This is a genomic window from Bacillus sp. OxB-1, assembly GCF_000829195.1.
Classification (GTDB): Bacteria; Bacillota; Bacilli; order Bacillales_A; family Planococcaceae; genus Sporosarcina.
In genome coordinates this window covers 1093263-1118957 of sequence record NZ_AP013294.1, presented here as the reverse complement: position 1 = coordinate 1118957, position 25695 = coordinate 1093263, and the positions used below count along the sequence as shown (strand labels likewise).

Below are 25695 nucleotides of genomic sequence, written 5' to 3'. Positions count from 1 at the left end.
TTTTGCAAATTAATTACCTCGAATTCATACTATATGAATTCAAAACAAATAGCAAATCATAAGTTTCGAATGATTTTAGTCCTTATATAGAAAGAACGGCACAAGATTTAGGGGAAAAATTCAAAAAGGCTGTCATATTGGAACAGGACCAGGAATAGGATTGATAAAGTAGTATGCTAATGGAAAAGAAGCAGATCACCTCATTCTATGATGGCCGACTTGCTTCCAATGGACAAACTAAAAAGAATGTAGATTTTCCAAGGGAAAGGAGAATCAAATGTCAGCCTACTATCGACAATCCGCAGAGGAAGTTATGAAGTTGGTGGACGTGACAAAACAAGGCCTGTCTGATTACGACGTCGAAACGAGACAAGCCCTCTATGGTTATAATGAATTGGCGGAAGGAAAAAGGACAAGTACCATCGCCGTTTTCTTTGGCCAGTTCAACGATTTATTAGTCATTATTTTACTGATTGCCGCTTTCGTTTCATTTCTATTAGGGGAAGTCGAAAGCACGATTGTGATCCTGCTTGTCGTAATATTAAACGCCATCTTGGGTACTGTCCAGCATGCGAAGGCAGAACAATCTTTGGAGAATTTGAAAGCTTTGTCCTCCCCTACCGCAAAAGTGATGCGGAACAATCAAATTATCGAGATTGCTTCCGAAGAGATCGTAGTTGGCGACCTTCTCTATTTGGAAGCCGGTGATTTTATCAGTGCCGACGGACGAGTCGTGGAAAGCTATAATCTGCATAGTAATGAAAGTTCGCTAACCGGCGAATCACTGGCAGTCGCCAAACATACCACACCTCTCGATGAAGGTCATGAAACGATTGCCGACCAAAATAACATGGTGTTCGCCGGAAGCTTTGTCACCAATGGACGCGGATTTGTGGCCGTGACCGCGATTGGAATGGAAACGGAAATTGGGAAAATCGCAAACTTGTTGGACACGGCAAAAGAGAAGAAAACTCCCCTGCAAGTGAGCCTCGATCATTTTGGAGAAAAATTAGCTCTTGGGATTACGATGCTCTGTGTTGCCATTTTCGCAATTGATCTAGTTCGGGGACGTGAATTAGTCGAGTCGTTCATGTTTGCCGTTTCTCTGGCAGTGGCTGCGATTCCGGAAGCATTGAGCTCCATTGTCACGATTGTGCTGGCGTTCGGAACCCGAAAGATGGCGAAGGAAAACGCGATTATCCGAAAGCTCTATGCCGTCGAAAGTCTCGGCAGTGTATCGGTCATTTGCTCGGATAAAACAGGAACCTTGACCGAGAATAAAATGGCCGTTCAACAAGTGTATGTGGACCAAAAAGTCATCCCCCACGATCAGCTGCAACCGGAACATCCCATTGAAAAAAAATTACTCTTGCAAGCACTATTATGCAATGACGCCTTGAATCGCGATGAAAAAGAAATCGGCGACCCTACCGAAATAGCACTCGTAAAATTAGGGAGACAGTTCCATTTTGACGAATCCATCGTCAGGAAACACTTCCCCAGAATCGAGGAAGTTCCTTTTGATTCGGACAGAAAACTTATGAGCACTGTGAATCAATTCGGTCAGCAAACTATCATGATTACGAAGGGGGCCGTTGACGTTCTCCTCTCCAAGATTGTAAAGATCGATACTTCCAAAGGAGCCATAGCGATAACGGAAGAACATCGAAAACAAATCGAGGAGGCCAATCACCATTTCTCAAAGAACGGGCTGCGCGTATTGGCCATTGCCTATAAAGAAGTAAAGAAAAATTGGCCAATCGATGCCAGCGATGAAAGAGGCCTCACATTTGTAGGCTTACTCGCGATGATGGATCCTCCGAGAAAAGAGTCGCAAGCGGCGGTCGAGAGCTGCATCCAAGCGGGTATCAAACCCGTCATGATCACAGGTGACCATAAAATAACAGCAACAGCCATCGCTAAGCAAATCGGGATTTTACAAGATCCGTCGGAAGCAATTGAAGGACGTGAAATTGAAAAGTTAACTGACGAGCAACTACGAGAGCAAGTGCAAGACTTCTCCGTCTACGCCCGCGTCACACCTGAGCATAAAATTCGGATTGTGAATGCGTGGCAGGAAAAAGGACATGTTGTGGCAATGACGGGAGATGGCGTGAATGACGGTCCCGCCTTGAAAAAAGCCGACATCGGCGTGGCGATGGGAATCACCGGCACCGAGGTAGCGAAAGACGCATCCTCCATGGTGTTAACGGATGATAATTTTTCAACGATTGTCAAAGCAATTTCGAATGGACGAAGCATCTATACGAATATTAAAAACGCCATTCTCTTTTTACTATCCGGAAATGCGGGGGCTATTTTCGTTGTGTTATATGCGACCGTATTCGGGCTGCCCGTCCCCTTCGCGCCCGTACATCTCTTATTCATTAACTTACTGACCGACAGTCTGCCCGCGATTGCCATCGGATTAGAGCCGCATAATCCGAACGCAATGAAGGACAAGCCGAGGAATATACACATGTCGTTATTGAATAAACCATTTACGGTTCGAGTCATCTTGGAAGGAATCTTAATTGCAATCTCCACGATTATCGCTTTTCGTGTCGGCCTGTCAACGGGAGATCCGCTCACCGCAAGCACAATGGCGTTTGCGACTTTATGTTTGGCGAGACTCGTACATGGGTTCAACTCCAGATCCAGAGAGTCCATCTTCGCAATCGGTGTCTTTTCAAATCCCTATACATGGGTCGCATTTGTCATCGGTTTTCTAAGTCTACATCTCGTCTTACTGCTCCCATCGCTGACAGATATGTTCAAAGTCGCGCCATTAAGCAATGCGCAATTCGTGCTCATTTACAGCTTGTCCATCATGCCGTTCCTCGTGATTCAATGGTATAAACTGTTGTTTGTAAGAAGCAAATAAACTCAAGCAGCAAGACTGCAAATCAATTTCGTCAGGACGCCCATTTAGGCGTTCTTTTTATTTTGGTGAGGATTGATTGTAATGTTGGCACACTTAACCTTTTTGCATTTCCAGCCTCTCAACAATCCTTCTTTTCCGATAAAGCATTTTCCCTGCTTCCGCAATATCATTTACAGCAGAACGGTTAATGAAGGCGCCGAACACGAGACCGGCAATCGGAATCATTTGAAAGAATTTTTTCCAACCAATTTGATCCCGATAGGAAAAAAAGACTTCACGCCAGCCCTGTAGTTCCGATAGAATTTCACGCTTAGACGCCTCGTCAGGCGAATCGAAACGGGATAGTTGAGCCAAAATGGTTTGTTTGCCTACCATGTCGGCAGAAACAAATTGCAGGCATTTTATGATAAACAAACGTTCTTCTTTCCTGTTGGGGTCATAGCCATAACAAATCGCGATGTCCTGCAAAGTTTTCAATTGCAACCCGAGCAAGAGGGGAATGTCGATTGTTAAAGTGAAAACACCGCCAACCCCAGTACTCGCGCCTTGTAGCGTTGCCAGCTTTTTTCGGTTGCCAGTGATTTGTTCGACGGCGGCATCCATTGTAGAAATCGGAAGCTTTTCTACAGTTTCCAACGTGCTGACGTCCAAGTCGGGGTAGTAAGAGGAAACTTTAGAGACGGAGCTCAAATAGCTCCCCCCTGTTTGAATGTACTGGCCAAGTTCGTCCAAGAGAACGCCGATTTTACGTTGAATGAAATCAGGCGTCCATTTATCAATTATTTTAAACGGCAAGCGTCCCAACTTTTCCCAAAACCATAAATCACTCTGGTCTTTCTCCCATTTTTCTACTTTTTTAAGTTCCTCCATTAACTGCTCTTTAGGTTCAGTCACCTTTCTCCCCCTCTTTCCTAATTTATGCTCGATATAGTGGTAGACAGCCTTTTTTATAAAGGACCGCGATCATATTCAGGCATGGAGCCGGAACCTTCTTTGGAAATAAACGTTTGCTGTAAAATGTGCTGTACGCTTTCTTTAAATTTTGCCATTGCCTACATTCCTTCGTTTGTCTAAAACGAGCGACATCAATGATTTTTATCTCACCTGCATACGTGATAAATATATTACGTAAGTGAATGTCAGATGGATTCAGATTCCTGGCAACGGCCAAGGATAGAGCTGCATCGATTGTTTTCATATGTGCAGGCGTGATGACTTTTCCCCGGGATATGCAGTCAAAAAGCGTATCCCCCTCAATATAATCCATCACAATATAATTCGACCCCGAGTCATACACCGTTGGATAATACGCGATGTCCTGAAGTTTTTCATAAATTTCAGTTTCCTCTTTGGCAAGATGCGCAAATGCAGGGAAATAGACTTTTATGGCTGTCATTGTAGATTTTATCTGAAACACAAATGCACTTCTTCCTGTTCCGACATGCTGTAACGAATCATCATAATGAATTAAACGGTTTTTCCTGTTTATGATAACTGTTTGTGCGAGTGCTTGATAGGTTGGCAAAATATGGCCTGCAATACTTTCGAAATAAAAAAGCGATATGTCCAATTATTGGGCATATCGTCTTTAAAATGAAAAAGGATATTATTTTGCTATTTTAGTATTCGGCCTCTATTCATCGGTTTCTCTGCAAAAAGCAGTCCGGGATAAGGACGAAGGGATACCCGTGACGAACATTTATTATGGAATCAGCTGGTTTGCACTAATTATTTCGATTTTATTGATGGCTATCGGCTTATACAACGCAGGAAGTATCGTGCTGAGTGAAAAAGGTTTTTATGCAATGGCGTTCGTTCTGAGCATCTTCGCGGCGATCACCGTGCAGAAGAATGTCCGGGATACACAGAAGTCTAGGGAGATGGATTGATTTTCACGGGAAACACTTTTTACAAGGCGCCAGGCCATCCAATAGTAAGTATCGTGATTTGCGGAAGCCTAGGCGGCAAAGACAGGTGGAGAAAAACGTATAATTTTTCTCCACCTGTTTTATTTCGGATACATACTGGACAGCCCCTACATCAAGATGATATCTCCTGCAATCTCCCTTTAAACTTCTCTTTCGGTTCCCTGTTTTTTTGCTGCAACCTAAGAAAAATATTATTTGAAAGCAAAGATACGATAATGAAAATAGTACCGATGGCATCGTTAGCAGTGATACCAGCACCTTGAAATATTTGAATGACCAATGTTGTAACGGGTACAAAGTTAAGAAATAGCAATCCATTAAGCGGTGTGATGACACTTACGCCATAATTCCATCCTACCAAGGCAATTACACCCGGGAAGATCACCATGAAAGCAATATGAGGGCCCGTCATGATCATTGTTTCAACGGTCGGAAACGAGACATATCCAGAGAGCGTGACGCCAAAAACGACAACAACTGCAGTAGCGGTTCCGAGCAAACAACTTAACGTGGAATAACGTAATGCAGACCAACCATCCTTGCTAAATCGGCTTCCGCCCATTGTGTAGACAACCCAGCCAATGACTGCGAGAAAAATAAATAAAGATGGAATCATGTCATTTTTCGCTGCAAAAAAGGAGCCGAGATTCCCTTTTGTAACGACTAGCAACGCGCCAACGAACCCGATAAACACACAAAATAACGTAAAGGCATGCGGGCGTTGTCGTACTAGCATCCAGACAATGACGATTGAAATCATCGGCATCAAAGATTCCATAATGGAAGCGACCATGGTACCTGGATGGCCCAATAAGTCTTGTCCCCAGAAAATCAGCAAATTATATACCGTAAAGGCCATCGTACCGAAAAACCAGAGCAACCAACCTTTCCCTTCCAACCGAAAAGCTTGTTTCCCTTCCTTCCCTAACAGCCACACGATTAAAATGATCGTTACAAGGACATAACGGAAAATCGTAAAATAAAACGGGTCAATCTGGTGAAACGCATGATTCGCCACTGGAAACATAGCTCCCCAGGATATTGCCGAAATCAAACATAACATAGCGCCCAATACTACATTCTTCTGCATAAAGCTCTGTCTCCTTCAACTATCTTCTACATATTTATTGAATCACAAGTTGGATATCATTCAAAATGAACATTATTGATGTCTAACATCTCTTTTGGTGATACCATAGAAGGAGAGGAAATTGAAAGGGGTAATTGCGTGGAATTTAAAGACTTGGAAATCTTTCAAATGGTTGCCCAGAAAGGGACGATTACAGAAGCTGCGAAAGAACTAAGCTACGTCCAGTCCAATATTACATCCAGAATCAAGAAGCTGGAAACCGAGATGAATACGGCTCTTTTTAACCGTCACAACCGCGGAATGACATTAACACCTGAAGGAAAAAAACTGCTCGTCTATTGCGAGAAAATCCTATCGCTAACATATGAAATGAAAAAAGTCGTCCAAAGTAAAACGGAACCCGCAGGCAAACTGGAAATCGGTTCCGTGGAAACCGTCATTAAATTACCGGTTATCTTGTCTGCCTATAGTAAAAAATATAAAAACGTAGATTTATCTCTTCTGACAGGTGTGACTGAACAGCTCCAACAAGATGTACTAAATCACCATTTGGATGGTGCGTTCATAACAGAAATCGACCAACACCCTGAACTGGTTTCCCATGACGTTTTTCAAGAAGAGCTAGTCATACTATCAGACAAATCGAAAACGTCAGTGGAGCAATTAAAAAAGGAGCCATTCCTTTGCTTCAGCAAAGGATGCGGCTACCGGGCAAGACTGGAAACCTGGTATAAAGATCAAAACATAACCCCGCAAAAAGTGATGGAATTCGGAACCTTGGAAACAATACTAGGGAGCGTAGTCATGGGTCTTGGCATTACGTTTGTTCCCAAATCAGCCGTCTCCCATTTAGCAGAAAAAGAACTGGTCCACTGTCATTACTTGCCCGAAAAATACAGCAAAATCAATACCGTCTTCATTCGAAGAAAAGATGCGTATTTAACTTCCACCCTTGAAAAGTTTATCGAAACGTTTGAACATGGCAATGAAGAACCCGCTTATCCGATAGGATTTTAGGTTAGCAAGGAGGACATCTTTGACAGTTAGTTTCCTTCGGACTGCAAAGATCTTTCTAGAGGCGGTTTGATGCTCTTCAAGGTGTAGTCCTCGTATGTCTGTAGTAAAATAAACATATTAAAAAATACCGAGTGCGCCAACAACCGGTCGATTGCAGCTGACATCCGCTTGAATTGCGGTTGGCCAGAAGTAAGAATGTTTAACCAAAAAAAGTAACCATCTCATCTACTTGCCCGGTAGCGGAGAAAGGTTACTTTTTTCTGTTGGTGTAGAGAGCAATTATCGCTGCAATAGCTACTGCTCTGTTGCCAAACGCTTCGCTTTTCCTGCGGGGTCTCAACATTCGTGTTTCACCTCGCAGGGAGTCGCCGCCTTCCACTCACTCCAAGCAACTAAAGCTAACAAGCATAAATCATTTGTTCGTAGATTGAGGAGGAAATCGGTAGAAAAATTCAAATCGGAAGAGTAGGTTATCCTGCTTTCCCTTGCAGGGAGTGGTAGTTCGGGCCCCGGGTGTGCGAGTTCCCTTGCGGGGTGTGACAGTTCGGCCCCCGGATGTGACAGTTCCTTCCGAGGGTGTGTCAGTTTCGTCGGGGTGTACGAGTTTCCTTGCAGGGTGTGACAGTTCGGGCCCCGGGTGTGCGAGTTCCTGCCGAGGGTGTGCCAGTTTCATCGGGGTGTGCGAATTTCCTTGCAGGGTGTAACAGTTTGGGCCCGGGTGTGAGTTCCTTCCGAAGGTGTGCCAGTTTCGTCCGGGTGTGCGAGTTTCCGTGCGGGGTGTGACAGTTCGGCCCCCGGATGTGACAGTTCCTTCCGAGGGTGTGCCAGTTTCGTCGGGGTGTGCGAGTTTCCTCGCGGGGTGTCTCAGTTCGGGCCCCGGATGTGACAGTTCCTTCCGAGGGTGTGCCAGTTTCGTCGGGGTGTGCGAGTTTCCTCGCGGGGTGTCTCAGTTCGGGCCCCGGATGTGACAGTTCCTTCCGAGGGTGTGCCAGTTTCGTCGGGGTGTGCGAGTTTCCTTGCAGGGTATGTCAGTTCGGGCCCCGGGTGTGACAGTTCGGTGCTAAGGAATACAAGTTCCCCCAAGTCGGATTCAAATGAAAAACCCTTTAATGGAAATTTCCATTAAAGGGTCTATAGCGGTTTCAACTCGCGCAATTTCTGTCCAAACTGCCAAACGGACAGTTAAAACAACTGAATGTCTACGGCGGAGACCAACCGATTCACTCGGTAAAAGAAAAACTCCCTGAACTTCGCGTAATGTCTATGGCCACTATGAAAAGCTGCATGATTCCTTGTATTTCCATGGGCTGGACAGGTCATGCACCTGGCATCCCGGGTTCAATTTGACCCTCGAATGCTACCAGTTGTTCCTTAATCGAAGAAAGGTCTTCCCCGCCACTAATGTCCGGTCTTGTAAGACACTTGCGCCAACTGTATTTAGAAGTTTCGTCAATCCATTCCATGGCGATATCCATTACTTGACGTATGTATAGCTAAGCTCCTCCAGCTTCTCATCATAATCCACGTGCAGGTCATGCCCATCGAAAAACCATAAGTCGTTCTCTTCGACAAATAGCAACACCCCTCTTTTCCGGACGCTCGCAACAGCACGAATTGGTTTATTCCTTGTAAACATCAAAGAGAATCCAAATTGAACGGGATCGGCGCCTCCATATCTCCCATGGAATTTCACTGAATCCCCTTTCAAACCAACCTCTTCTCGAAACCAGTTAACAGCCGCATCAGTTACAACCAACTCCATATAATACCATCCCTTCCTTAAAAGTTACACGCCATACGACTTGAATTAAAGTGAATCTTCTTTAGTTTTATACTACAATGAGTTACAAGTGATTATTGATCTGCCGGAAGTCTTATACTGCATTTTTAAATTAAGGAATGACTTTTTATAAAGGATGACACAAATGGTCAAATTACGACTACAGCATCTTTATAAGACTTACCATAATAATATAGCAGCAGTAAAAGATTTCAACCTCGACATTAGTGACAAGGAGTTTATTGTTTTAGTCGGGCCGTCAGGCTGTGGTAAATCTACGATATTGCGCCTTGTTGCCGGACTAGAAGATCCCTCACAAGGAGATATTCTAATTGATGGGAAACGGATGAACCATATTTCTTCAAAAAACCGTGACATCGCGTTTGTTTTCCAAAATTATGCCCTTTACCCGCATATGGACGTCTATCAAAACATGGCATTTGGGCTAAGGAGTCGCAAATTCCCAAAGGCTAAAATTGATCGCCGTATAAAAGAGGCTTTACAGATTCTTGGTCTTGAGGAATATGTAAATCGAAAACCGAAGGCGCTTTCTGGCGGGCAACAACAACGTGTAGCATTGGGCCGCGCCATCGTTCGCGATGCGAAAGTGTTCTTAATGGACGAGCCCTTATCCAACTTAGACGCAAAACTCCGTACACAAATGCGAATGGAAATTATTAAACTGCATCAACGCTTACAAACCACAACTCTTTACGTTACGCATGACCAGACCGAAGCCATGACAATGGCAACACGCCTTGTCGTGATGAATGACGGCATGATTCAGCAAGTCGGAGTTCCGAAAGAAGTATATGAAAAACCCGATAACATTTTTGTCGGGGGCTTTATCGGTTCACCTGCGATGAACTTTTTTACTGGTATCGTGTCGGAAGGAAAAATACATATAGGTCATGTTTCTATCTTACTCCCAGAAAGAACTAATAATATTCTATATAAGCAGGGCTATGCAAACAAAGAAATTATATTGGGCATTCGCCCGGAAGATCTTCATGATGACGATTCATTCATTGAAAGCTGTACCGGTTCTACCATTAATGTGAAAATAGAGGCGACTGAGCTGCTGGGCGCGGAAACGCTTATATACTCACAAATCGCAAGCCAACCATTGATTGCCCGGATTGACGCACAATCGGATGTTACACAAGGCCAAATTCTGGATTTAGCAATGGATATGAATAGAGTCCACTTTTTCGACCCCAAAACAGAAAATCGTATTACTCTTGATGAAGAGTAGAAGAGACGATCACCTTTAGCTTAATAAGACAGCACTAGTTATAATAAGTTATAAATAATGGGTGAGGATGAGGTGGAATATGCAAAAGCGACAGAAGTTCTTCGGTGTTCTTTTATCTTTACTTATGATGACAGCAGCATGTGCTAATAAACAGCATACTGATCAAGGTTCAGACCAACAGGAAACAGAGACATCCTCTGGACATAGGGAAACTGTTGAATTAACCATTTCAGCTGCGGCTAGTCTGAAAGATGCTATGGATGCAATTCAACAGTCATATAAAGAGGAGCATCCCGAAGTTTCGTTGAAATTCAACTTCGGTGGTTCCGGCTCTTTGCAGCAGCAAATCACCCAGGGGGCGCCGGTCGACCTGTTTTTCTCTGCTGCCGAAGATAAGTTCGATTTATTGGTAGAGGAAGGAAATATTGCAAAGGAAGACGGATTAGACCTTCTAGGAAATGAACTTGTTTTAGTTGTTCCACTAGGAGACCCGTTGATTGAAAGTTTCGAAGACCTTACAAAAGTAGATAAAATGTCCATCGGAACGCCGGAAACAGTGCCTGCAGGAAAATATGCAAAAGAGTCACTTGAGAATATGGATATCTGGAATGATGTGGAGTCAAAAGTAGTTTATGCGAAAGATGTCCGTCAAGTCTTGTCTTACGTTGAAACCGGCAATGTTGATGCTGGAATTGTATACAAAACGGATGCCTTACTTTCAGATAAAGTAGAAATCATTGTATCCGCCGAACCTTCTACACACGCTCCTATTATTTATCCTGTCGGGATCATTACGGACTCAAAACAATACGAAGCTGCGAAAGAATTTCACAATTACTTACAAGGCGAAGACGCAATAAAGGTCTTTAAAGAATATGGATTTACTACTAAATAAGGATTTCGTGCAAGAATTTTTGAGTCCCGTCTGGTTATCTTTGAAAATAGCCTCCATAGCTGGCGTTGTTGTTATTATAATGGGAACATTGGCAGCACGACTTTTAGCCAGAAATTCTTTTAAGGGAAAAGCCATTTTGGAAACAATTCTGATGCTTCCGATGGTACTCCCTCCAACAGTTGTTGGATTTTTTCTTATTGTCATCTTCGGAAAAAACAGCATGATTGGACAGGCGATTGAATGGCTTTTTAAACAGCCTGTAATATTCACTTGGTGGGCCGCCGTGATTGCTTCAATCGTTGTTGCTTTTCCTCTAATGTATCAGTCCGCAAAATCGGGATTCCAGGGAGTGAACCTTGAGATTGAAGAAGCGGCTAGGATAGATGGAGCGAATGAATGGAGGATTTTCATCTTCATCTCTGTTCCCTTAGCTTCAAGGGCCCTTGTTTCCGGAAGCATATTAAGCTTTGCACGGGCATTGGGTGAATTTGGTGCTACATTAATGTTCGCCGGTAACATCCCTGGAGTCACACAGACAATTCCTACGGCCATTTATATAGCGATTGATTCCGGTAATATGAAAATGGCGTGGTTGTGGGTCATTTCCATTGTCTTTATTTCCTTTGTGATGTTGCTAATCGTCAGAACAAAACAAGATTAATGCCTATTTCGGACTTCAGCTCCGTTGGTTCTATGGTCTTTTTTCATTGGAAATATTGCACATCTTTACTACAAAAGGCATGCACTAATTAATGAGTTTCAATTTGAAAAAATAAAGGAGACCGTCTAATTTCCTGAACGGTCTCTTTTCTTATCAAAATGTCTTCGGTACCGGGTACCCAGGCTGACATCCAGAGCCTGTTACCCTCCGCTTCATATGGCTTACTTCCTCTTCAATTGCCCGAACAGTTCTTCTACTGTCTTGAAATCAATGCTGTCGTATTTAGTTAGGGTAACCAAGTCTTTAGGAAGCTGACCAACCCTTTCAATCTGATCTTCGTGCAATTGATGGAATAGGCTTGGACTGCTGCCGAAATCCTCTTTCGTTAGGGGGATGCTCGCCAATTGATCGGTAACGATAACATAATCCGTATTGTAAAACAATATGAGCTTCCCTGGATGCGCCAATTCTATCTCACGTCTGGCGATTTCTTCTTCGATGAAGTGTTTCAGTTCTTTGAATAACATCTCATCATTTTTTTCACTGAACCCTTCCACGTCTTCATGCAGCCCCTCCAGATTATTCGGAAGTTCGCTCATGACCCGTACCTCCTGTTCAGCCGCAAGCATTGCGAGAAAACGTTCCGATTTCTCGAATCTTTGCGGCAGCAGGAATGCGTCGCGGAGAAAGTGCGGGACTTCCAGACTTCGGTCTTTATATACGATTGTGCGAACCGTAGCAAGACCCGGCAGTGCATCTTCAGGGGTCCCTGAAACTGCTGCTGTCTCAAGTTCCTCGTTGAGACCTCTCTGTTGTTGAATGTTTGAACGGATCAGGGTTTCCATGTTTTGCAACCGTGCTTCGAGTTCGGTTACTTCGGTTTCATCACCTTTCGTTGGTTCGGGATCCTCATAAACCGGCACATTCACATCCACAGGGCTGTATTGTTTCACATACCACCGGATGATTGTATAGAGCGCCTCCCAAGAAAGAAGGGCCTCCGAATACCGGAAGTTCCTAGTTTCGTGTGCCGCTGAGTTCCCATTCATTCTCACCTCGTGAAGCGCATCAAGAACTTCCTTTTTCAGCACGTTTTTTCTCTCCAGCAAATCAATTCTGTCTTTGAGTGTAAGATTATCCTCACCTGCCAGCTGTTCCGCAACCATGACCCGCTGCAGAACCGCTTCGACAAATGTCCGTGCGTGCATCAGCATAGTCTGTGGACTGGAGTAAATGCTCTTTTCAAGCTCATTCGCCATTCGGGATAGGTCTTTGGATACCGGTTCTAAAAAATGATAAAAATAGGGTGGGTTATTTTCCATGATAGGCAGATCTCCTCATGCTAGCGTGTATTTAATACGGCGACCATGCGGCACCCCTCTTCAAAATCTCCATGTGGAAGGGCGGTATGCGCACAGAAAGCAGCCGGTCTTAACGGCAAGGCCTTGCAGTGTATTTTTCCCATTGAAGAACCCTATTAAACAATAGGTGCCCTGCCCCCTCTTTACATGAGCTTTCGATCTAGATAATACATCTCCATACAGCCCTTCATCGTCACTTCTCTTTCTTACCAACTAACTTTCACTATAAGGTCAAAAATAATCCACATAATCGCGAGAAAGAAGAGTTCTGTGCAAAAAATCATTTATAGCTTCACTTCCACCAATACTTCATTTCTTTAAATGTAACATCCCAAAGCTTTGCATTTCCTTCAATTGTGATTGTTAGTTCATTTACCTTCCCCATAGGAATTTCATAAGAAACTCGGTCTTTATTGGAATAGGTTTCTCTCTCTTGTCCATTAACAGAAATAACAACCTTACCATCATAGTCACTGGCATTATCAGGAATTCCGAAATTTAAAGAAAGGACAATATCTTTACCATCAAATGTATAGGTGAATGATTCCACCTTATCGCCCTCACTAGAATACAAGTTTATTTTCGGCTCAATTTTTTCATGTCCAATTTCAAAACTTTGAAGACTGTTATCCACTCGTCTATCTTCGGTTGTTTTTAATTCATGTAAAGCTATAACATCCCCATCTATTTTTGTGAAAGATTTATTCAGAAACTCCGAAAACCCTATCACTATTATTGAAAGGATAACAGCAGAAATAATGGTGACACTAATGCTTTGCCGAATACTCGCAAAGCGAAAACCATTTTTGTATGCAAAAAACCCTACTGTTGCACCTAATGTATTCAAGATTGCATCATCTATATCAAAGCTACCTAAAAATGTTACCATTTGGACCGTTTCTACCGTGAGAATCGACAAGAAAATCAATAAAACGAACCAAAGAAATTTACAACGATATAAAAGAGGAATCAATATTCCAATCGGTATAAATCCTGCGAAGTTACCGAAGTTAAAAAACCAAAGTTGAACATATCCAAAGTCTGAAATGGTTGGAAATCTTAAAGGTAGTATATTCGGAATTAAATTGTATCGGTATTCGTTAATGCCAACTGTTGCACCAGGTCTCCCAAAGCCAAAGAACAAAAAGTATAAAATCAAAGCTGTGTAGATGATTAGTAAGGTAAGGATTAGTTTACGTTGCTTTATTTTCATAATAGATATCCCGTCTTAATAAGTAATACATAGCTTTTATTAATATAGCATTTAATATGGGGGATATAAATATTAGCCCTTTTTTATTTGGCCTCCACTGTATTAACGATGGGAATGCTCCTCTTACATGCCAAGTCGTATTAGCATGTCATTGCTTCGTAAGTCTCCAAATTATGAATAACTTCTTCTACCGATTTCCTCCACATAGAAATCCTCTTCCAAATGTGAGATAATAGAACAAATGTACCTACAATGGAGGTGGCTCTATGAAACCTGTCATTTTATTATGTGGATGATAAGGGCCAAGCAATATTCAAATTCCCCAATAACCTAAATAAACCATGATATGATAAAGGAGAAGGTCTATATTTTTGTTTGTCTTTTAAATAAAAATAGTCGAACATACAATGGATATTGAATGGATTTCCCGCAAAATATTATGGCATTTTGAAAAAGGAAGATCGACATACATGAAAAAACTACCGTTAAATGAAGAAATTGCCGTTGCCGTCTCACAAGTGATAGACGATGCATTAGTTGTAACTCGGAAGCCTAGTCATGCAGATCTTGATAATATTATTCTTCGTAATAAATTGGAGAAAGGAGATCCAAAATTAAGTGGTTATAATAAAAATGTGGGTAAAGCCAAAAGAGTGAATGCAGTGCTAAATTGGGCATTGGAATACGATCAAGAAGCTGGGGAAACTTTTGTTAGCTCTCTTCTTTCATTAATTAGAGGACATGGAGGATTTCGTGAAGACTCTCCAAACTTTGTTGGCAATGAATACATCCAGAACCTTCAGAACTCGCTGAAGATGGAAGGGATTATATTAGCAAGCGACGGTATGATTACCCCAATTGTATTAGATAATTTATCTGATATAGAAATGGAGAAAGCACTAGAGGGCTATATACGCCGTGCTAAAAAAGGGGCTTCGGATGCAGCGTTGTTGACAGGGACTAGCAAGGATTTGTTAGAGGCAGTAGCCGCGCATGTTATCACGAGATTACAAGGTAAGTATCAACAAAGCAATTTTCCAACTTTATTAGGATTTTCATTCTACCTGTTGGGGTTATCTACCCCTGAAACGGATGGAAACAATAAGGTAACATCTCGTTTTGAAAATAGTATGTATGAATTAGGTTGTTCAGTAAACAATCTAAGGAATAAACAAGGAACTGGTCACGGTCGTCCATTTTTACCTGAAATAACTGATATAGAAGCAAAGGCTGCTATTGAAAGTATGGGAATAGTCTCCGAGTTTTTATTAAATAAGTTAAAAGAAAAAGTATAATTTATATATCGTGTCCTTTTCTTGTGAAAATGATTAAAAAGAGAAACCTTAGAAGCAGGATAACCCTGCTCCCTAAGGTTTAGCTTTTAAGCTTTATTTTTTGTTCCTCAATCGCGTACACATCATCAGCTACCCGGTCTATAAAAGTTCGGTCATGTGATACAAGAAGGACAGTACCCTCATATCCCTTTAGAAATTGCTCCAAAGCCTCAATGCAAAAAATATCAAGGAAGTTGGTTGGTTCATCTAAAACCAAGACATTGTATCTGCCTAAAAATAAACGGCACAACACAAGGCGAGTTGCTTCACCACCACTTAAATTACGAACATTCTTTTTCAAGTCATTTCCCGCAAACCCCATAGAATGAAGAGCGGAACGAATTTCGCTTTCTTCGTAGTCGCTTCTATCTTTTATAAACCCAATGACTGTTTCATCTTTAGTGAACTGATAATCCATCTGCTCATAAGCTCCAAACACTACTTTAGGAGAAATTGTCAGGCCTTTACCATTTGCTAAAACATGTCGAAGGAGCGTTGTTTTACCCGATCCATTACTCCCCGTAATAGCAATAGTTCGACCCAACGGGAACTGAAAATCAGCTTCGCTTAGAAGTAATTTATCGCCTGCTGAAATCGTTAATCGATCTGCCATAATCGGAAATTTATTGTGCAGCTCAAGCGATTTTGGTTGGCGAAAACGAATGACGTTTTCTTCCTTCGGGGCTTCCACAGCTTCCAGCTTCTCCACCCTTTGCTCAATTGCTTTTGCCGCACGCTGTATGGCTTTTTGGCTTGTTCCCTTTGACTTGGTCTCTATCATACGATTAGGCTTTGCCTTCGGCTCCTTTTTCGATGACTTAGCTATTTTCTCAGCTTTTTTCATTTTTTCCTGGGCTGCTTTTTCAAGACGACTCTTTTCTTTCATGTATTGTTCGTGAGCTTTACCTTGCTGTTCTCGCTCCAATTGCTTTTGTGCAATGTATTCACTGTAATTCCCGGAATATACGTTTACTTTTCCTTCCTCTACTTCCCAAATGGTTGTAACCAATTCGTCTAATACAGCCCGGTCATGACTGATTAGCACCAGTGCACCATAGTAATACCTAAGCTCATCGAGCAAAAAGGAAATACCCTCTTGATCCAGATGTGTTGTCGGTTCATCAATTAATAAGCATTCATAATAGTGGGTAAACAACTGGGCAAGCTTCAATCTTGTCTGTTCACCACCACTCAATCCATCAACAGCACCATGTACGTGCAATTTCCCCAGCAACCGAGGATCAACCTCAACGGGTTTCGGCGCCTCTAATTGTTCAAAATATCCAACACTTACATGACTACCAACTTTTCCCTTCGACGGTTTAGCGATTCCTGCAAGTAATTTTATCAAAGTACTTTTCCCTGCGCCGTTTTTCCCAACGACACCAATCCGATCAAGTTGATGGACAGCTAACCGATCAATCTCCAATACTTTCTTATCAAGAAAGGTTACTTCCACATTTTCTAATTCAAAACATATTTGTTCCATCATAGCTACCTCCCGAAATATAGTCATTTCGTACCGATAGCTAACCATCGATACGAGCTTTTAAATCAAGCCCGTATCAATAGAATAATATATATGGCATAAATTTCTCCTCCTATTTAGATTTCATCGCCAATACGCCGTTTATTGCAATTAAAACACCTATGATTGAAAAAAGAGCAGCTACGCCCGCTAATTTAATCAATACACCTGCTACCAAATAGCCAATCGGTACCGCTAATAATGAAAGACTTGTCACAAATCCAAAGACTCTCCCCAGTAGCTGTGGTTCAATTTCTGTTTGTATAAAAGCATAGAAAGGCCCTGAAAACAAAGGTCCCGCTAAACCGACTAAGCCAGCTAAAACAACAAAAACGTAAAAGAGAGAAGATGAGAGCAAACCGGAAATGACCAATGCAATACCCATCAACATCATTCCTGCTGCCATTGTTTTAACCTTATCAAATCGATCGCCGAGAATACCTAACAGTGAACCCCCTGCAATTAAACCTACAGCAAAAACAACCTCGACAACACCAGCCTCGACAACACCTTGTTCAAAATGATTCCGTGTTATAAGAGGAAAGTAAGTGCCAAGAGGAATGTATAGAACAGCAACAACCGTCATGATAAACGTTAGCTTCAACAAAATAGGGTGCTTTACAAGTGCATCAAATCCTTCTTTCATTTCAGCAAGAATGCTTGTAGTGTCTATTGTTTCTTTTCTTTGCACTTTCGGTATGTGAATAAACAGTAGAATACTACTTGCTATCACTGCACCGAAAACATCTAACAATAATACCCACTCAATTGAACTTGCAGCTAATAATGACATCCCAATTGCCGGACCCACGATATTGGACATGGAACTTACTGTCTGTCCCCATCCGGCAACCTTTGTAAGATGTTCTTCGGGTGCCATTAGTGGAATTAACGCTTGCATTGCCGGAATATGGAATGCCGTTGCTATTGAACGAAGGATTAACACAAGTAGGACCAACTGTATACTTGGTTCAAAAAAATACATCGATACAAATAAAGCAAAAGTTACACTTGCAACTGTCAGATCCGAAAGAATCATCATCATTTTTCGTGAATAACGATCTGTAATTGTACCTGCAACAGGACCCAACAGGGCTTGAGGTAAAAATCCAGCCAAACCAGCCAAAGTTAGTACTAGCGGTGAACCTCCTGTAGTATCCGTTAGCCACCAAATTATACTAAATTGCACGGCAGCACTAGTTAGAAGTGAAAAGAACTGCCCCGTATAAATAGCAAAGAATTTACGTTTCCATTTATTTTTCATTATAATCGATACCCCCTGTAATAGTTCTTACGTATCGATTATGAACCGATACGAGCCATCAAAACTGCAGCTCGTATCAATAAAAAAGCAACATACCCATTTAAAAAACCTCCTTCTATAACAATAAAAGATCACAGACTGTCCGTCTGTGATCTAAGTAAAAGGAAAATCCTATTTAATTGAATGGATTATGAAGATATCTGTCTCTAAATCGTCCTATCATAATGTAAAAACGAGAGTACACAAATAAAGAAAGGCAGTTCAATTCCCTTTCTTCAAATCACATAATTATCTTTCAAATGAAGAATATTGAAAATGGACAGACTTATCCCTTTTACTCTGCATGCACATACAGAGCCTTTAACCGTATTCAGTTACTGGTTTAAAGTTGGGAAACGAAGTCTCATTGAGTACGTCATTTTCAATAGTCCTCCTAACGATCAAATTGTCATTTCCATCATACAGGGGCTTTTTGAAAAAGTCAAAGGTGATTTGTTTGAATGGTTCCTTTGTAGTCTATGTTCACAAATTAGCTCCACAACGTTGGATTCTTTCAACTTTACTTTTTTGCTATAACATTATATAAATCATAATTGCCAAGCATGGGTGGATCCTCATTTCCAAGATTCAATGCACGGTGTAGAAATACAGCGTAATGAGTCCGAGTAAACTAACTTTTCAGCTCTCCTATCAAATTCCCCAGCTGGGCCTCCGCTGTTGAATTGAAACTTAATCGCTTACTTTACGTACACCTACTACAGTTTTGAAATGAATTATACTTCATGTGAAGGTTTCATAAACATGGAAGGAGGGGGTCCCAATGAAAAAAGAGGGGTCTGAAAAAAAGCTGTGGTGGCTGTTTTTCCTAAGGTTCGGTTTCTTTTCGGTCATCTGGTTTTTCGTTTTCTATTTCCTCAACAAGCAGATCAATTATACGGAGGACGCTATCTATTTTGGCACCCCGCTTAGCGCCTATTGGGTCTTTTTTCTCAGCGCTATCATTTATGGGCTTACAACTTGGGGAATTTACTTTTACATCAAGGAAGGGATTCGAGAGAAGTCTTTCAAGGCATTCCAATCTGGGGTCGGTTTAGTGCAGTGATTGGCGATAATCCCCATTTTGCTCACATTGCCTTTCCTCTACTTAGGAGTCACAAATGCCCTTGTGATTGCTGAAGAGAAAATCACATTTAGTACTTTTTGGAGTTTGACGCAAAATGAATATGATTGGACAGATGGAGTGAAGTACGTGGACATTGATTACTCCATATCGATCGAATCGGACTCAAACCGGAAATCATTTAATGGAAAGTACATCCTCCATTTCAGTGACGGAAAGCAGATAGACCTGTGGGCGAACACATTGGAGGGTGGAATCGACACAGTACAAGAAATCGACTCGTTCATCCAAACTAAAAACATTCCCTTTTACGTTCGGCGTGCTCCGGCAGAGGATACGATCAACAGGTTCTTCACTGAAAACGCCAATTTCATACGGGAACTTTACTCGAGATGAGCAGGCTTCAGTTAATACTGGTAATCTCGGTGGAAAGTAAATTAAGACAAGGAGTCAGAGATTGCTATGAAAGTGAGTATCCTTGATTAGACCCACTCGGCAAAACGAATCGGATTTGGATCGGCAGGCGGAGTTATGCTTACGCACTATAGCCTATTCAAAGTCGACAAATCTCGGGTGATGAGTGGTCATTCCTAGAAATATGAGTCCGTTTTTTAACCAGTATAAATACAACGCTAGTCGTCGTGTATCTAGAAATTTTCCCAACAACCATTCCTTACTCAACTTTCGCACCGTCAAAATAGGCACCAACCGTTGACAGGATTATAAAATGAGCGTGGCGGTTAGGTATCTTTACAGTCTTGATGAAAAATGAAAAAACACCCCATTCTTTGGTATAGTGAGATTGTCGAGAAATCACTACCACAGAAGAGGTGTCCCTACTATCGATAGATCAAAACTGCCCAGATAGGCAACTGCCGAAGGAATTGGATTCCGTTTTTTTCGAGTTGAAAATGAATCAGTATTTACGCGAGGCAGGCATACGGAAATCCTTTGGTTTCTTTGAATCAATCTACGTTCAATTGGCGTTGTTTCCCACTGCTTTTAAGCATGTTTACCATTCAAATGGTGACACGCCTCACAAACGAAGAGCGACCGAAAGCGTTGAGCATCGATGACTCTGCCTACGATCGATGCCGCAGTAAAGCTGGCGCGCTGCTTTGGCCATGCTTCCTTGAAAATGTGCTTTTACAAAAACTGGTCAAATCCATCGTGGAGCAGAGCTTGGACGTCATCGGCATGGTGAAGGAAACGAAGCAGCGCTATATCGTAAACGGAGAAACTATCCCTTTGAAGCGGCTGCATCAACTGGCCGAGCCTGCAGAATTCAAAAAAGGAATCCTTCGTTCCATTCATACTGTTGGTCCATTACTTAACATACGTATAGCTAAGTTCATCTAGCTTCTCATTGTAATCTACATGGAGATCATGCCCATCGAAAAACCATAAGTCATTCTCTTCGATAAATAATAATATCCCGCTATTCTTAACGCTTGCAACTGCACGAATTGGCTCATTTCTTGTGAACATTAATGAGAATCCAAATTGAACAGGATCGATCCCCCCATATCTCCCATGGAATTTCACTGAATCTCCTTCTTTCAAACCAACCTCTTCTATAAACCAGTTAGCGGCCGCATCAGTTACAACTAAATCCATACAGTACAATCTATCCTTTCCTGAAAAGTAAAAGCACTACATCTTAAAATAACCCGTAGCCCGGACTTTCACCAAGCGATATAAAGTCCCCCGAAAAACCTTTCGTTTCGGCTTCTTAACGGGGTTCCTATTTTCACTTCGCCAAGAGTGCCTATACCCGCACGACTTAGACTCAACTCCGAATTTTCCGAGTTGCAACCCGCACAGGCACCCTTTAGCTTTTTACGATATAAACTCCGAGTTCCCGTTGATCCGATCGATAATCGTAATGATTTTCTTTACGTCGCCCATATTCTCCTTAAACAAAGACGTGATGCTGCCAAGTGTACGGAACGGGTCTTGCTGGAGCACTTGCTTATCCAATGTCCCGTTCTTCACGATATAATCGACGATCAATCCGACAAACTTGGCTTGGGAAAGATTCAAGCGCTCTTCAGACAAAAACTCTGAAAATTCCTCCAGTGCGGCTTGACGGTCCAAGCCGACGATATTGCGGACTAGCTTTGTAATCGGCGTATTGCCAAAGTCTTTCTCGTACTGCTCCTTGGATCCGAGCTCGTTCCATAAGATATGTTCAAGTGTTTCCACATCCTGCTTCGTCAGTTCTTTATTATGGCGCAGCTTGTAAATGGCCAGCTGATCTTGATGCTCTTTAAGGTAGTGTTCGACTTTTTGACGATAGCTTTGTAGATCATTGACATCCAACAGGGAACTGTTTTCTGTTTGTTCAATGACCTCGTCCTGGAAATCCGTATAATAGATTTTTTGCTGGTCGCGTTCGATGAATTTGATCAAATCCCGCAATGCTTCCCGGACTTCCTCCAACTCCTGAACGGTCGCCTCTTGCCAAAATGCTTCTCCCCTCACCTTTTGGATGATGTCCTTCTGCTCCACCACTTGCGGGATAGACCCCAGTTTGGACAACTCCTCCGCGGTCCGCATCACTCGGGTGATCGGCTTCGTCGCATTGTTCGAGTTCAATTTCGCCAGTTCAATCGTATACAGCAGCAAATCGAACCGTTTGGCCAGCTCGTCATCATCGTATGGCGTGATGAGCGGGGAGACGTGCTCTTTGATTTCATTCGTCTGAACGACGGAAAGCGACTCCCAGCTGGACCGTTCTTTATATTTATGCACGTATTTGATATGCTGCCGGATCCGGAAGTTTTCATCATTGAGCGCTTTCACGTCCGTCAGCAAATCACCGATCGTGTCCTGTCTGAGCTCCCGGTACGGACTTGCCTGATATTCGACATCCTGCAATTCCCGCACGATATCGACCTTCGTATTGAACACCTTCTCAGTCAGCGTTTTCGATAGCTTCGTTTCCACTCCGTGATTGTTCTCACGGAAATATTCAAAGTTCCCGCACCAATCAAAGATCAAAAAGTATTCCTTGTCCTGCCCCAAGCCGAAGAGATCCGGACGCAGCCGCGTGCCCCGTCCGATCATCTGCCAAAATTTCGTCTTGGAACGCACCTTTTTAAAGAACACTAGATTGACGACTTCCGGAACATCGATGCCGGTGTCGAGCATATCGACGGAAATGGCGATTTGCGGCCATTTCGCGGTCGTAGAAAAATCATCGATCAACGACTGATAGTAATTCATACTATAGTCGATCACTTCCGCGAAGCTCCCGCCGTATTCCGGAAATTTCAGATCAAAACGCTCTTTGATGGCTACCGCATGGCGATGGTTTTTCGCGAAAATGATCGTCTTCCCGAGCTGGTCCCCACCCTCGATCCGAATGCCGTTCGTCATCAAGCTCTCCAGTGCCATGTCGATCGTGTTGGCATTGAACAGCCAGTTGTTCAGGGCGCTGCTGTCGATATCGCGGACGTGCGGCTCCTCTTCGAACACGTCTTCAAACTCGGCCTTCTCTTCCTCGGACAAATCATCGTAGACGATGCCTTCTTCCAAAAACTTCGTCTTCGTTTCCAATGTTTTGTAATCGACCAAATAGCCGTCCTTGACAGCTTGAGCCAGTTCATATGCATACGTCGGGACGCCGTTTTCTAAACTGAAAATCGAATACGTATTTTTATCGACTTCATCTTTCGGCGTGGCCGTCAGTCCGACGAGCATGCCGTCAAAATAATCAAATATACTTCTGTATTTCTGGTAAATACTGCGGTGCGATTCGTCGATGATGATCAAATCGAAATGGCCGACTGTAAATAACCGCTGGCCATGTTTCGTCTTCGTCGCATCAATCGCGTTCATCATCGTCGGGTACGTCGAAAAGATCATCCGACTTTCCTCCGGGTTCGCCTTGTTTTCTAGCAAATTGCACAGCGATAAGTTCGGAAGCAACGCATTGAAGTTCCGCATCGCCTGCTTCACGAGCGCAGTTCGATCTGCCAAAAAGAGGACGTTTTTCACCCAATTATGCTTCGTTAGCACATCGACGAGCGAAATCGCCGTCCGTGTCTTCCCGCTGCCCGTCGCCATGACGAGAAGCGCCTTCCGCTGTTTGCGCTCGAACGCATCGCAGACGGAAAGGATCGCTTCTTTTTGATAGTAGCGGTTCGTAATGTCGTCATCGATGGCAATATCCTGCAACGGTTTTCGCAACGTACGGCGATCGATGAGCAGCTGGACTTCTTCTTTATTGTAGAAGCCGGATGTCTTGCGCGCGCTGTAGTCGTCGTGCCAAATGTACGTTTCGTAGCCGTTCGTGTAGAAAATAATCGGGCGCAACCCTTGTTCACGCTCTATGCAGTCCGCATACAGCTTCGCTTGCTGGCGCCCTTCTTTCGGGTCTTTCGCAGTTCGCTTCGCTTCCACAAGGGCGATGATCTTCCCGTTTTCCCCACGCAAAACATAGTCGACGTAGCCGGCACCCGAAGCGGACGGCATCCCGTGGACCGGATGCTCTTCCTCGATATCCTGGTTGAACTGCCAGCCGGCGAGCTTCAAATCCAAGTCGATGTACAGTTTGCGCGTGTTGAATTCGCTCAGTTCCTCCACGGTGAAATGGGAGTCTTGTGTATGCTCGATGCGCTTCGCGGTGAATCGGCTGCGAAGTTCGGCATTTTCCTTGCGCAATTGCTCCAAGCTCTTGTCCTTTGCGCTCAGCCGTTCATACAAGTCCTGCAATTCATCCGGCCGCTCGCGCTTGTCATCATTCGCATGCAAAATCCGCTCATCGAAGGCGGGCGCCGTGTAGTCATCGGCATAGCAATAGTCGATCCACGATACGAACTGGTGCAGATGATGAAGCGACAAAACGGCTTCGTCATGCGTAATAGCCGCATTCGTATGGACTGCCGTATTCCCGAGCTTGACGACATATTTCAACATCGGCAACAGTTCCTCATCGACAATGCCAAGGAAATTCCGGTCGTGGATCAAACTCGACAAATTGTCGCGGTACGGCACGGACACATCATTATCCACCTGATACACCCACTTCACCGCAAGCTCCAACGCCCGACGCGCCAAAATCGCACACGTCGCAGGGCTCACAAGCATCGCCTTCTCCGCTTCCAAACATGCTCCTGCAAAACTATGAAATTGTTGTTTATCCTGCAAAAACCCAAAGTTCGCCAAGGCCATCACCGCCTTACTTTATGTTTTCTAGTGCTTCCTCGTTGAATAATTCGCCTTTGAAAGCTTTTTGGAGGAGAGTGTTGTGTAAGTTTTCTAATTTCTTTAAGGAGCTTTGCAATTTTTCTTTTTGGTTCTCAATTTCCAATCGTCTATTTTCAAATAAGTATTGACTTTGTAATGGAGGCAAGAAAATCTTTAACTCTCTAATCATATTCAAATTCAAATTTTTCTGCCTAACCCCTCTTTGTTGCCGTTTTAAATATTCTTTGGCTATTTGTATATACGTATATACAAATAGTGTTGATGCTTTGGTTTCATCAATTTTTGAAAATGCAATTGCTTGATTACAGGTGCAAGGCGTTTTCAAAATAGTTGACTTTAATGCAGCCGTATCATACATGCCCAATAATAAAGAGTTCACTTCTATCATTTTCGCCGCGGAATTTTTTATCGCTTCTTCGGTAATATGTTCTTCGCTATCGTATGTAAATAATTGCTCCAGCTCTCCAGAAGACAACCAAGGTATATCGCCCGTAAAGTATTCAATAACGGACCTCTTTGGGGTTCCACCTGACTTCCATTCTCCAATAAACCCTAAATTTGCCCATGGATATTTTTTCGGATTCTCCACTGGATCTCCAAACATCTCCAAAAACACACTTTGCGCCAATTCATCCAATGCTGTGATTTGAGATTGGCGTTTTGTAATGATTTGAAGAACTTTATCTAACACACTTACTATTTTTTTCTGTCTCTCTAGTGACGGCAAAGGAATAATTATCTCTTTTAAAAATTTAAAATGACGATTGTATCCAGTATCCGGAATTTCAATTGAAGATAGATAGTAGTAAATATATTTAGTTAAAGCAATATCCTTCCTCTTATTTAGTAATACTTTTACTCCATCAGCTCCTATATGAAAAGGAAAATCAATATATTTTAATACTCTCGTGTGATCACCAAAAATAATTGATTCCTCAGCGAAAGGATTCTCCAAATTGCTGTAACCTGCTATTCTCGCTTTTCCTTGATCTATAATCGGAAAATTGGCCTCTTCCAAATAACTTTTCCCCGGAATTTTATTTAGATATCTTGTGCTATCTTGCAACAGGTTTTCAAAAGGCTGGAATGACCACTCCATTGAATTGAGGGCAAGGAGATTATTCTTATTTTGATATTTACTTATGTTCATT

Annotated in this window: 21 protein-coding genes and 1 pseudogene; 10 read left to right on the top strand and 12 right to left on the bottom strand. The window is 42.7% G+C overall.

What is annotated here, in order from left to right:
• Positions 1-277 precede the first annotated feature (277 nt).
• Positions 278-2884, top strand: a complete 2607-nt coding sequence (locus OXB_RS05720) for a cation-translocating P-type ATPase (protein WP_041072584.1) — start codon at positions 278-280, stop codon at positions 2882-2884.
• 93 nt (positions 2885-2977) lie between these two features.
• On the opposite strand, the gene OXB_RS05715 is transcribed toward OXB_RS05720, so the two are convergent.
• The gene (locus OXB_RS05715; RefSeq protein WP_442852898.1) at positions 2978-3754 is read right to left on the bottom strand and encodes an EcsC family protein; all 777 of its coding nucleotides are present in this window, start codon (positions 3752-3754) and stop codon (positions 2978-2980) included.
• A 46-nt stretch (positions 3755-3800) separates the two neighbouring features.
• Positions 3801-4409 (bottom strand): protein kinase domain-containing protein, encoded by a 609-nt coding sequence (locus OXB_RS05710; protein WP_041076335.1) that lies wholly within the window; start codon positions 4407-4409, stop codon positions 3801-3803.
• A gap of 67 nt (positions 4410-4476) precedes the next feature.
• Here OXB_RS05710 and yiaA point away from each other — a divergent pair.
• Positions 4477-4773, top strand: a pseudogene (yiaA, locus tag OXB_RS05705) (inner membrane protein YiaA); the annotation flags it as partial.
• 151 nt (positions 4774-4924) lie between these two features.
• Here the strand turns inward: yiaA and OXB_RS05700 are convergent.
• A complete protein-coding gene (locus OXB_RS05700; protein ID WP_041072580.1) occupies positions 4925-5902 on the bottom strand; it encodes a DMT family transporter in 978 nt (325 codons plus the stop codon).
• Positions 5903-6040: 138 nt separating this feature from the next.
• Between OXB_RS05700 and OXB_RS05695 the strand changes: the two genes are divergently transcribed.
• The gene (locus OXB_RS05695; RefSeq protein ID WP_041072578.1) at positions 6041-6919 is read left to right on the top strand and encodes a LysR family transcriptional regulator; all 879 of its coding nucleotides are present in this window, start codon (positions 6041-6043) and stop codon (positions 6917-6919) included.
• A 1474-nt stretch (positions 6920-8393) separates the two neighbouring features.
• Here the strand turns inward: OXB_RS05695 and OXB_RS05690 are convergent.
• Positions 8394-8681, bottom strand: coding sequence for a HesB/YadR/YfhF family protein (locus tag OXB_RS05690; RefSeq protein WP_041072576.1), 288 nt, complete (start codon positions 8679-8681; stop codon positions 8394-8396).
• Between the two features lie 163 nt (positions 8682-8844).
• Between OXB_RS05690 and OXB_RS05685 the strand changes: the two genes are divergently transcribed.
• From OXB_RS05685 to modB, 3 genes are all read left to right on the top strand, one after another.
• Positions 8845-9954, top strand: a complete 1110-nt coding sequence (locus OXB_RS05685) for an ABC transporter ATP-binding protein (RefSeq protein WP_041072574.1) — start codon at positions 8845-8847, stop codon at positions 9952-9954.
• Positions 9955-10033: 79 nt separating this feature from the next.
• A complete protein-coding gene (modA, locus tag OXB_RS05680) occupies positions 10034-10849 on the top strand; it encodes a molybdate ABC transporter substrate-binding protein (RefSeq protein ID WP_041072572.1) in 816 nt (271 codons plus the stop codon).
• The gene (gene modB, locus OXB_RS05675) at positions 10830-11510 is read left to right on the top strand and encodes a molybdate ABC transporter permease subunit (RefSeq protein ID WP_041072570.1); all 681 of its coding nucleotides are present in this window, start codon (positions 10830-10832) and stop codon (positions 11508-11510) included. Before modA ends, modB begins: the two co-directional genes overlap by 20 nt.
• 221 nt (positions 11511-11731) lie before the next feature.
• On the opposite strand, the gene OXB_RS05670 is transcribed toward modB, so the two are convergent.
• Positions 11732-12832 (bottom strand): DUF4145 domain-containing protein, encoded by a 1101-nt coding sequence (locus OXB_RS05670; RefSeq protein ID WP_041072568.1) that lies wholly within the window; start codon positions 12830-12832, stop codon positions 11732-11734.
• Positions 12833-13163: 331 nt separating this feature from the next.
• Positions 13164-14084 carry a VanZ family protein gene (locus OXB_RS05665; protein ID WP_041072566.1) on the bottom strand — a complete coding sequence of 307 codons (921 nt, stop codon included), beginning with the start codon at positions 14082-14084 and terminating at the stop codon, positions 13164-13166.
• Positions 14085-14554: 470 nt separating this feature from the next.
• On the opposite strand from OXB_RS05665, the gene OXB_RS05660 reads away from it, so the two are divergent.
• Complete coding sequence (locus OXB_RS05660; protein WP_041072564.1) at positions 14555-15379, top strand: abortive infection family protein; 825 nt, start codon at positions 14555-14557, stop codon at positions 15377-15379.
• A gap of 79 nt (positions 15380-15458) precedes the next feature.
• Here the strand turns inward: OXB_RS05660 and OXB_RS05655 are convergent, their stop codons facing one another.
• The 3 genes from OXB_RS05655 to OXB_RS19405 all read right to left on the bottom strand — a co-directional run bounded on the left by OXB_RS05655 (position 15459) and on the right by OXB_RS19405 (position 18629).
• Positions 15459-16907, bottom strand: coding sequence for an Msr family ABC-F type ribosomal protection protein (locus OXB_RS05655; protein ID WP_041072562.1), 1449 nt, complete (start codon positions 16905-16907; stop codon positions 15459-15461).
• Positions 16908-17019: 112 nt separating this feature from the next.
• Entirely contained in the window at positions 17020-18210 is a 1191-nt protein-coding gene (locus tag OXB_RS05650) for an MFS transporter (RefSeq protein WP_041072560.1), read from the bottom strand.
• A 374-nt stretch (positions 18211-18584) separates the two neighbouring features.
• Complete coding sequence (locus OXB_RS19405; protein ID WP_144399742.1) at positions 18585-18629, bottom strand: erythromycin resistance leader peptide; 45 nt, start codon at positions 18627-18629, stop codon at positions 18585-18587.
• A gap of 401 nt (positions 18630-19030) precedes the next feature.
• On the opposite strand from OXB_RS19405, the gene OXB_RS05645 reads away from it, so the two are divergent.
• From OXB_RS05645 to OXB_RS18370, 3 genes are all read left to right on the top strand, one after another.
• On the top strand, positions 19031-19312 hold the full coding sequence (locus tag OXB_RS05645) for a hypothetical protein (protein WP_041072559.1): 282 nt from the start codon (positions 19031-19033) through the stop codon (positions 19310-19312).
• A 147-nt stretch (positions 19313-19459) separates the two neighbouring features.
• Positions 19460-19726: a hypothetical protein gene (locus OXB_RS05640; protein WP_158333649.1), complete on the top strand. Its 267-nt coding sequence runs from the start codon at positions 19460-19462 to the stop codon at positions 19724-19726.
• A 612-nt stretch (positions 19727-20338) separates the two neighbouring features.
• Entirely contained in the window at positions 20339-20689 is a 351-nt protein-coding gene (locus OXB_RS18370; protein ID WP_231860366.1) for a hypothetical protein, read from the top strand.
• Here OXB_RS18370 and OXB_RS05630 read toward each other — a convergent pair.
• The 3 genes from OXB_RS05630 to OXB_RS05620 all read right to left on the bottom strand — a co-directional run bounded on the left by OXB_RS05630 (position 20657) and on the right by OXB_RS05620 (position 25694).
• Positions 20657-20947 (bottom strand): HesB/YadR/YfhF family protein, encoded by a 291-nt coding sequence (locus OXB_RS05630; protein ID WP_041072553.1) that lies wholly within the window; start codon positions 20945-20947, stop codon positions 20657-20659. The two genes, OXB_RS18370 and OXB_RS05630, sit on opposite strands and share 33 nt — an antisense overlap.
• A 222-nt stretch (positions 20948-21169) precedes the next feature.
• A complete protein-coding gene (locus tag OXB_RS05625; RefSeq protein ID WP_041072551.1) occupies positions 21170-24508 on the bottom strand; it encodes a DEAD/DEAH box helicase family protein in 3339 nt (1112 codons plus the stop codon).
• Between the two features lie 7 nt (positions 24509-24515).
• Positions 24516-25694: a restriction endonuclease subunit S gene (locus OXB_RS05620; protein ID WP_041072549.1), complete on the bottom strand. Its 1179-nt coding sequence runs from the start codon at positions 25692-25694 to the stop codon at positions 24516-24518.
• Position 25695: the final 1 nt, after the last annotated feature.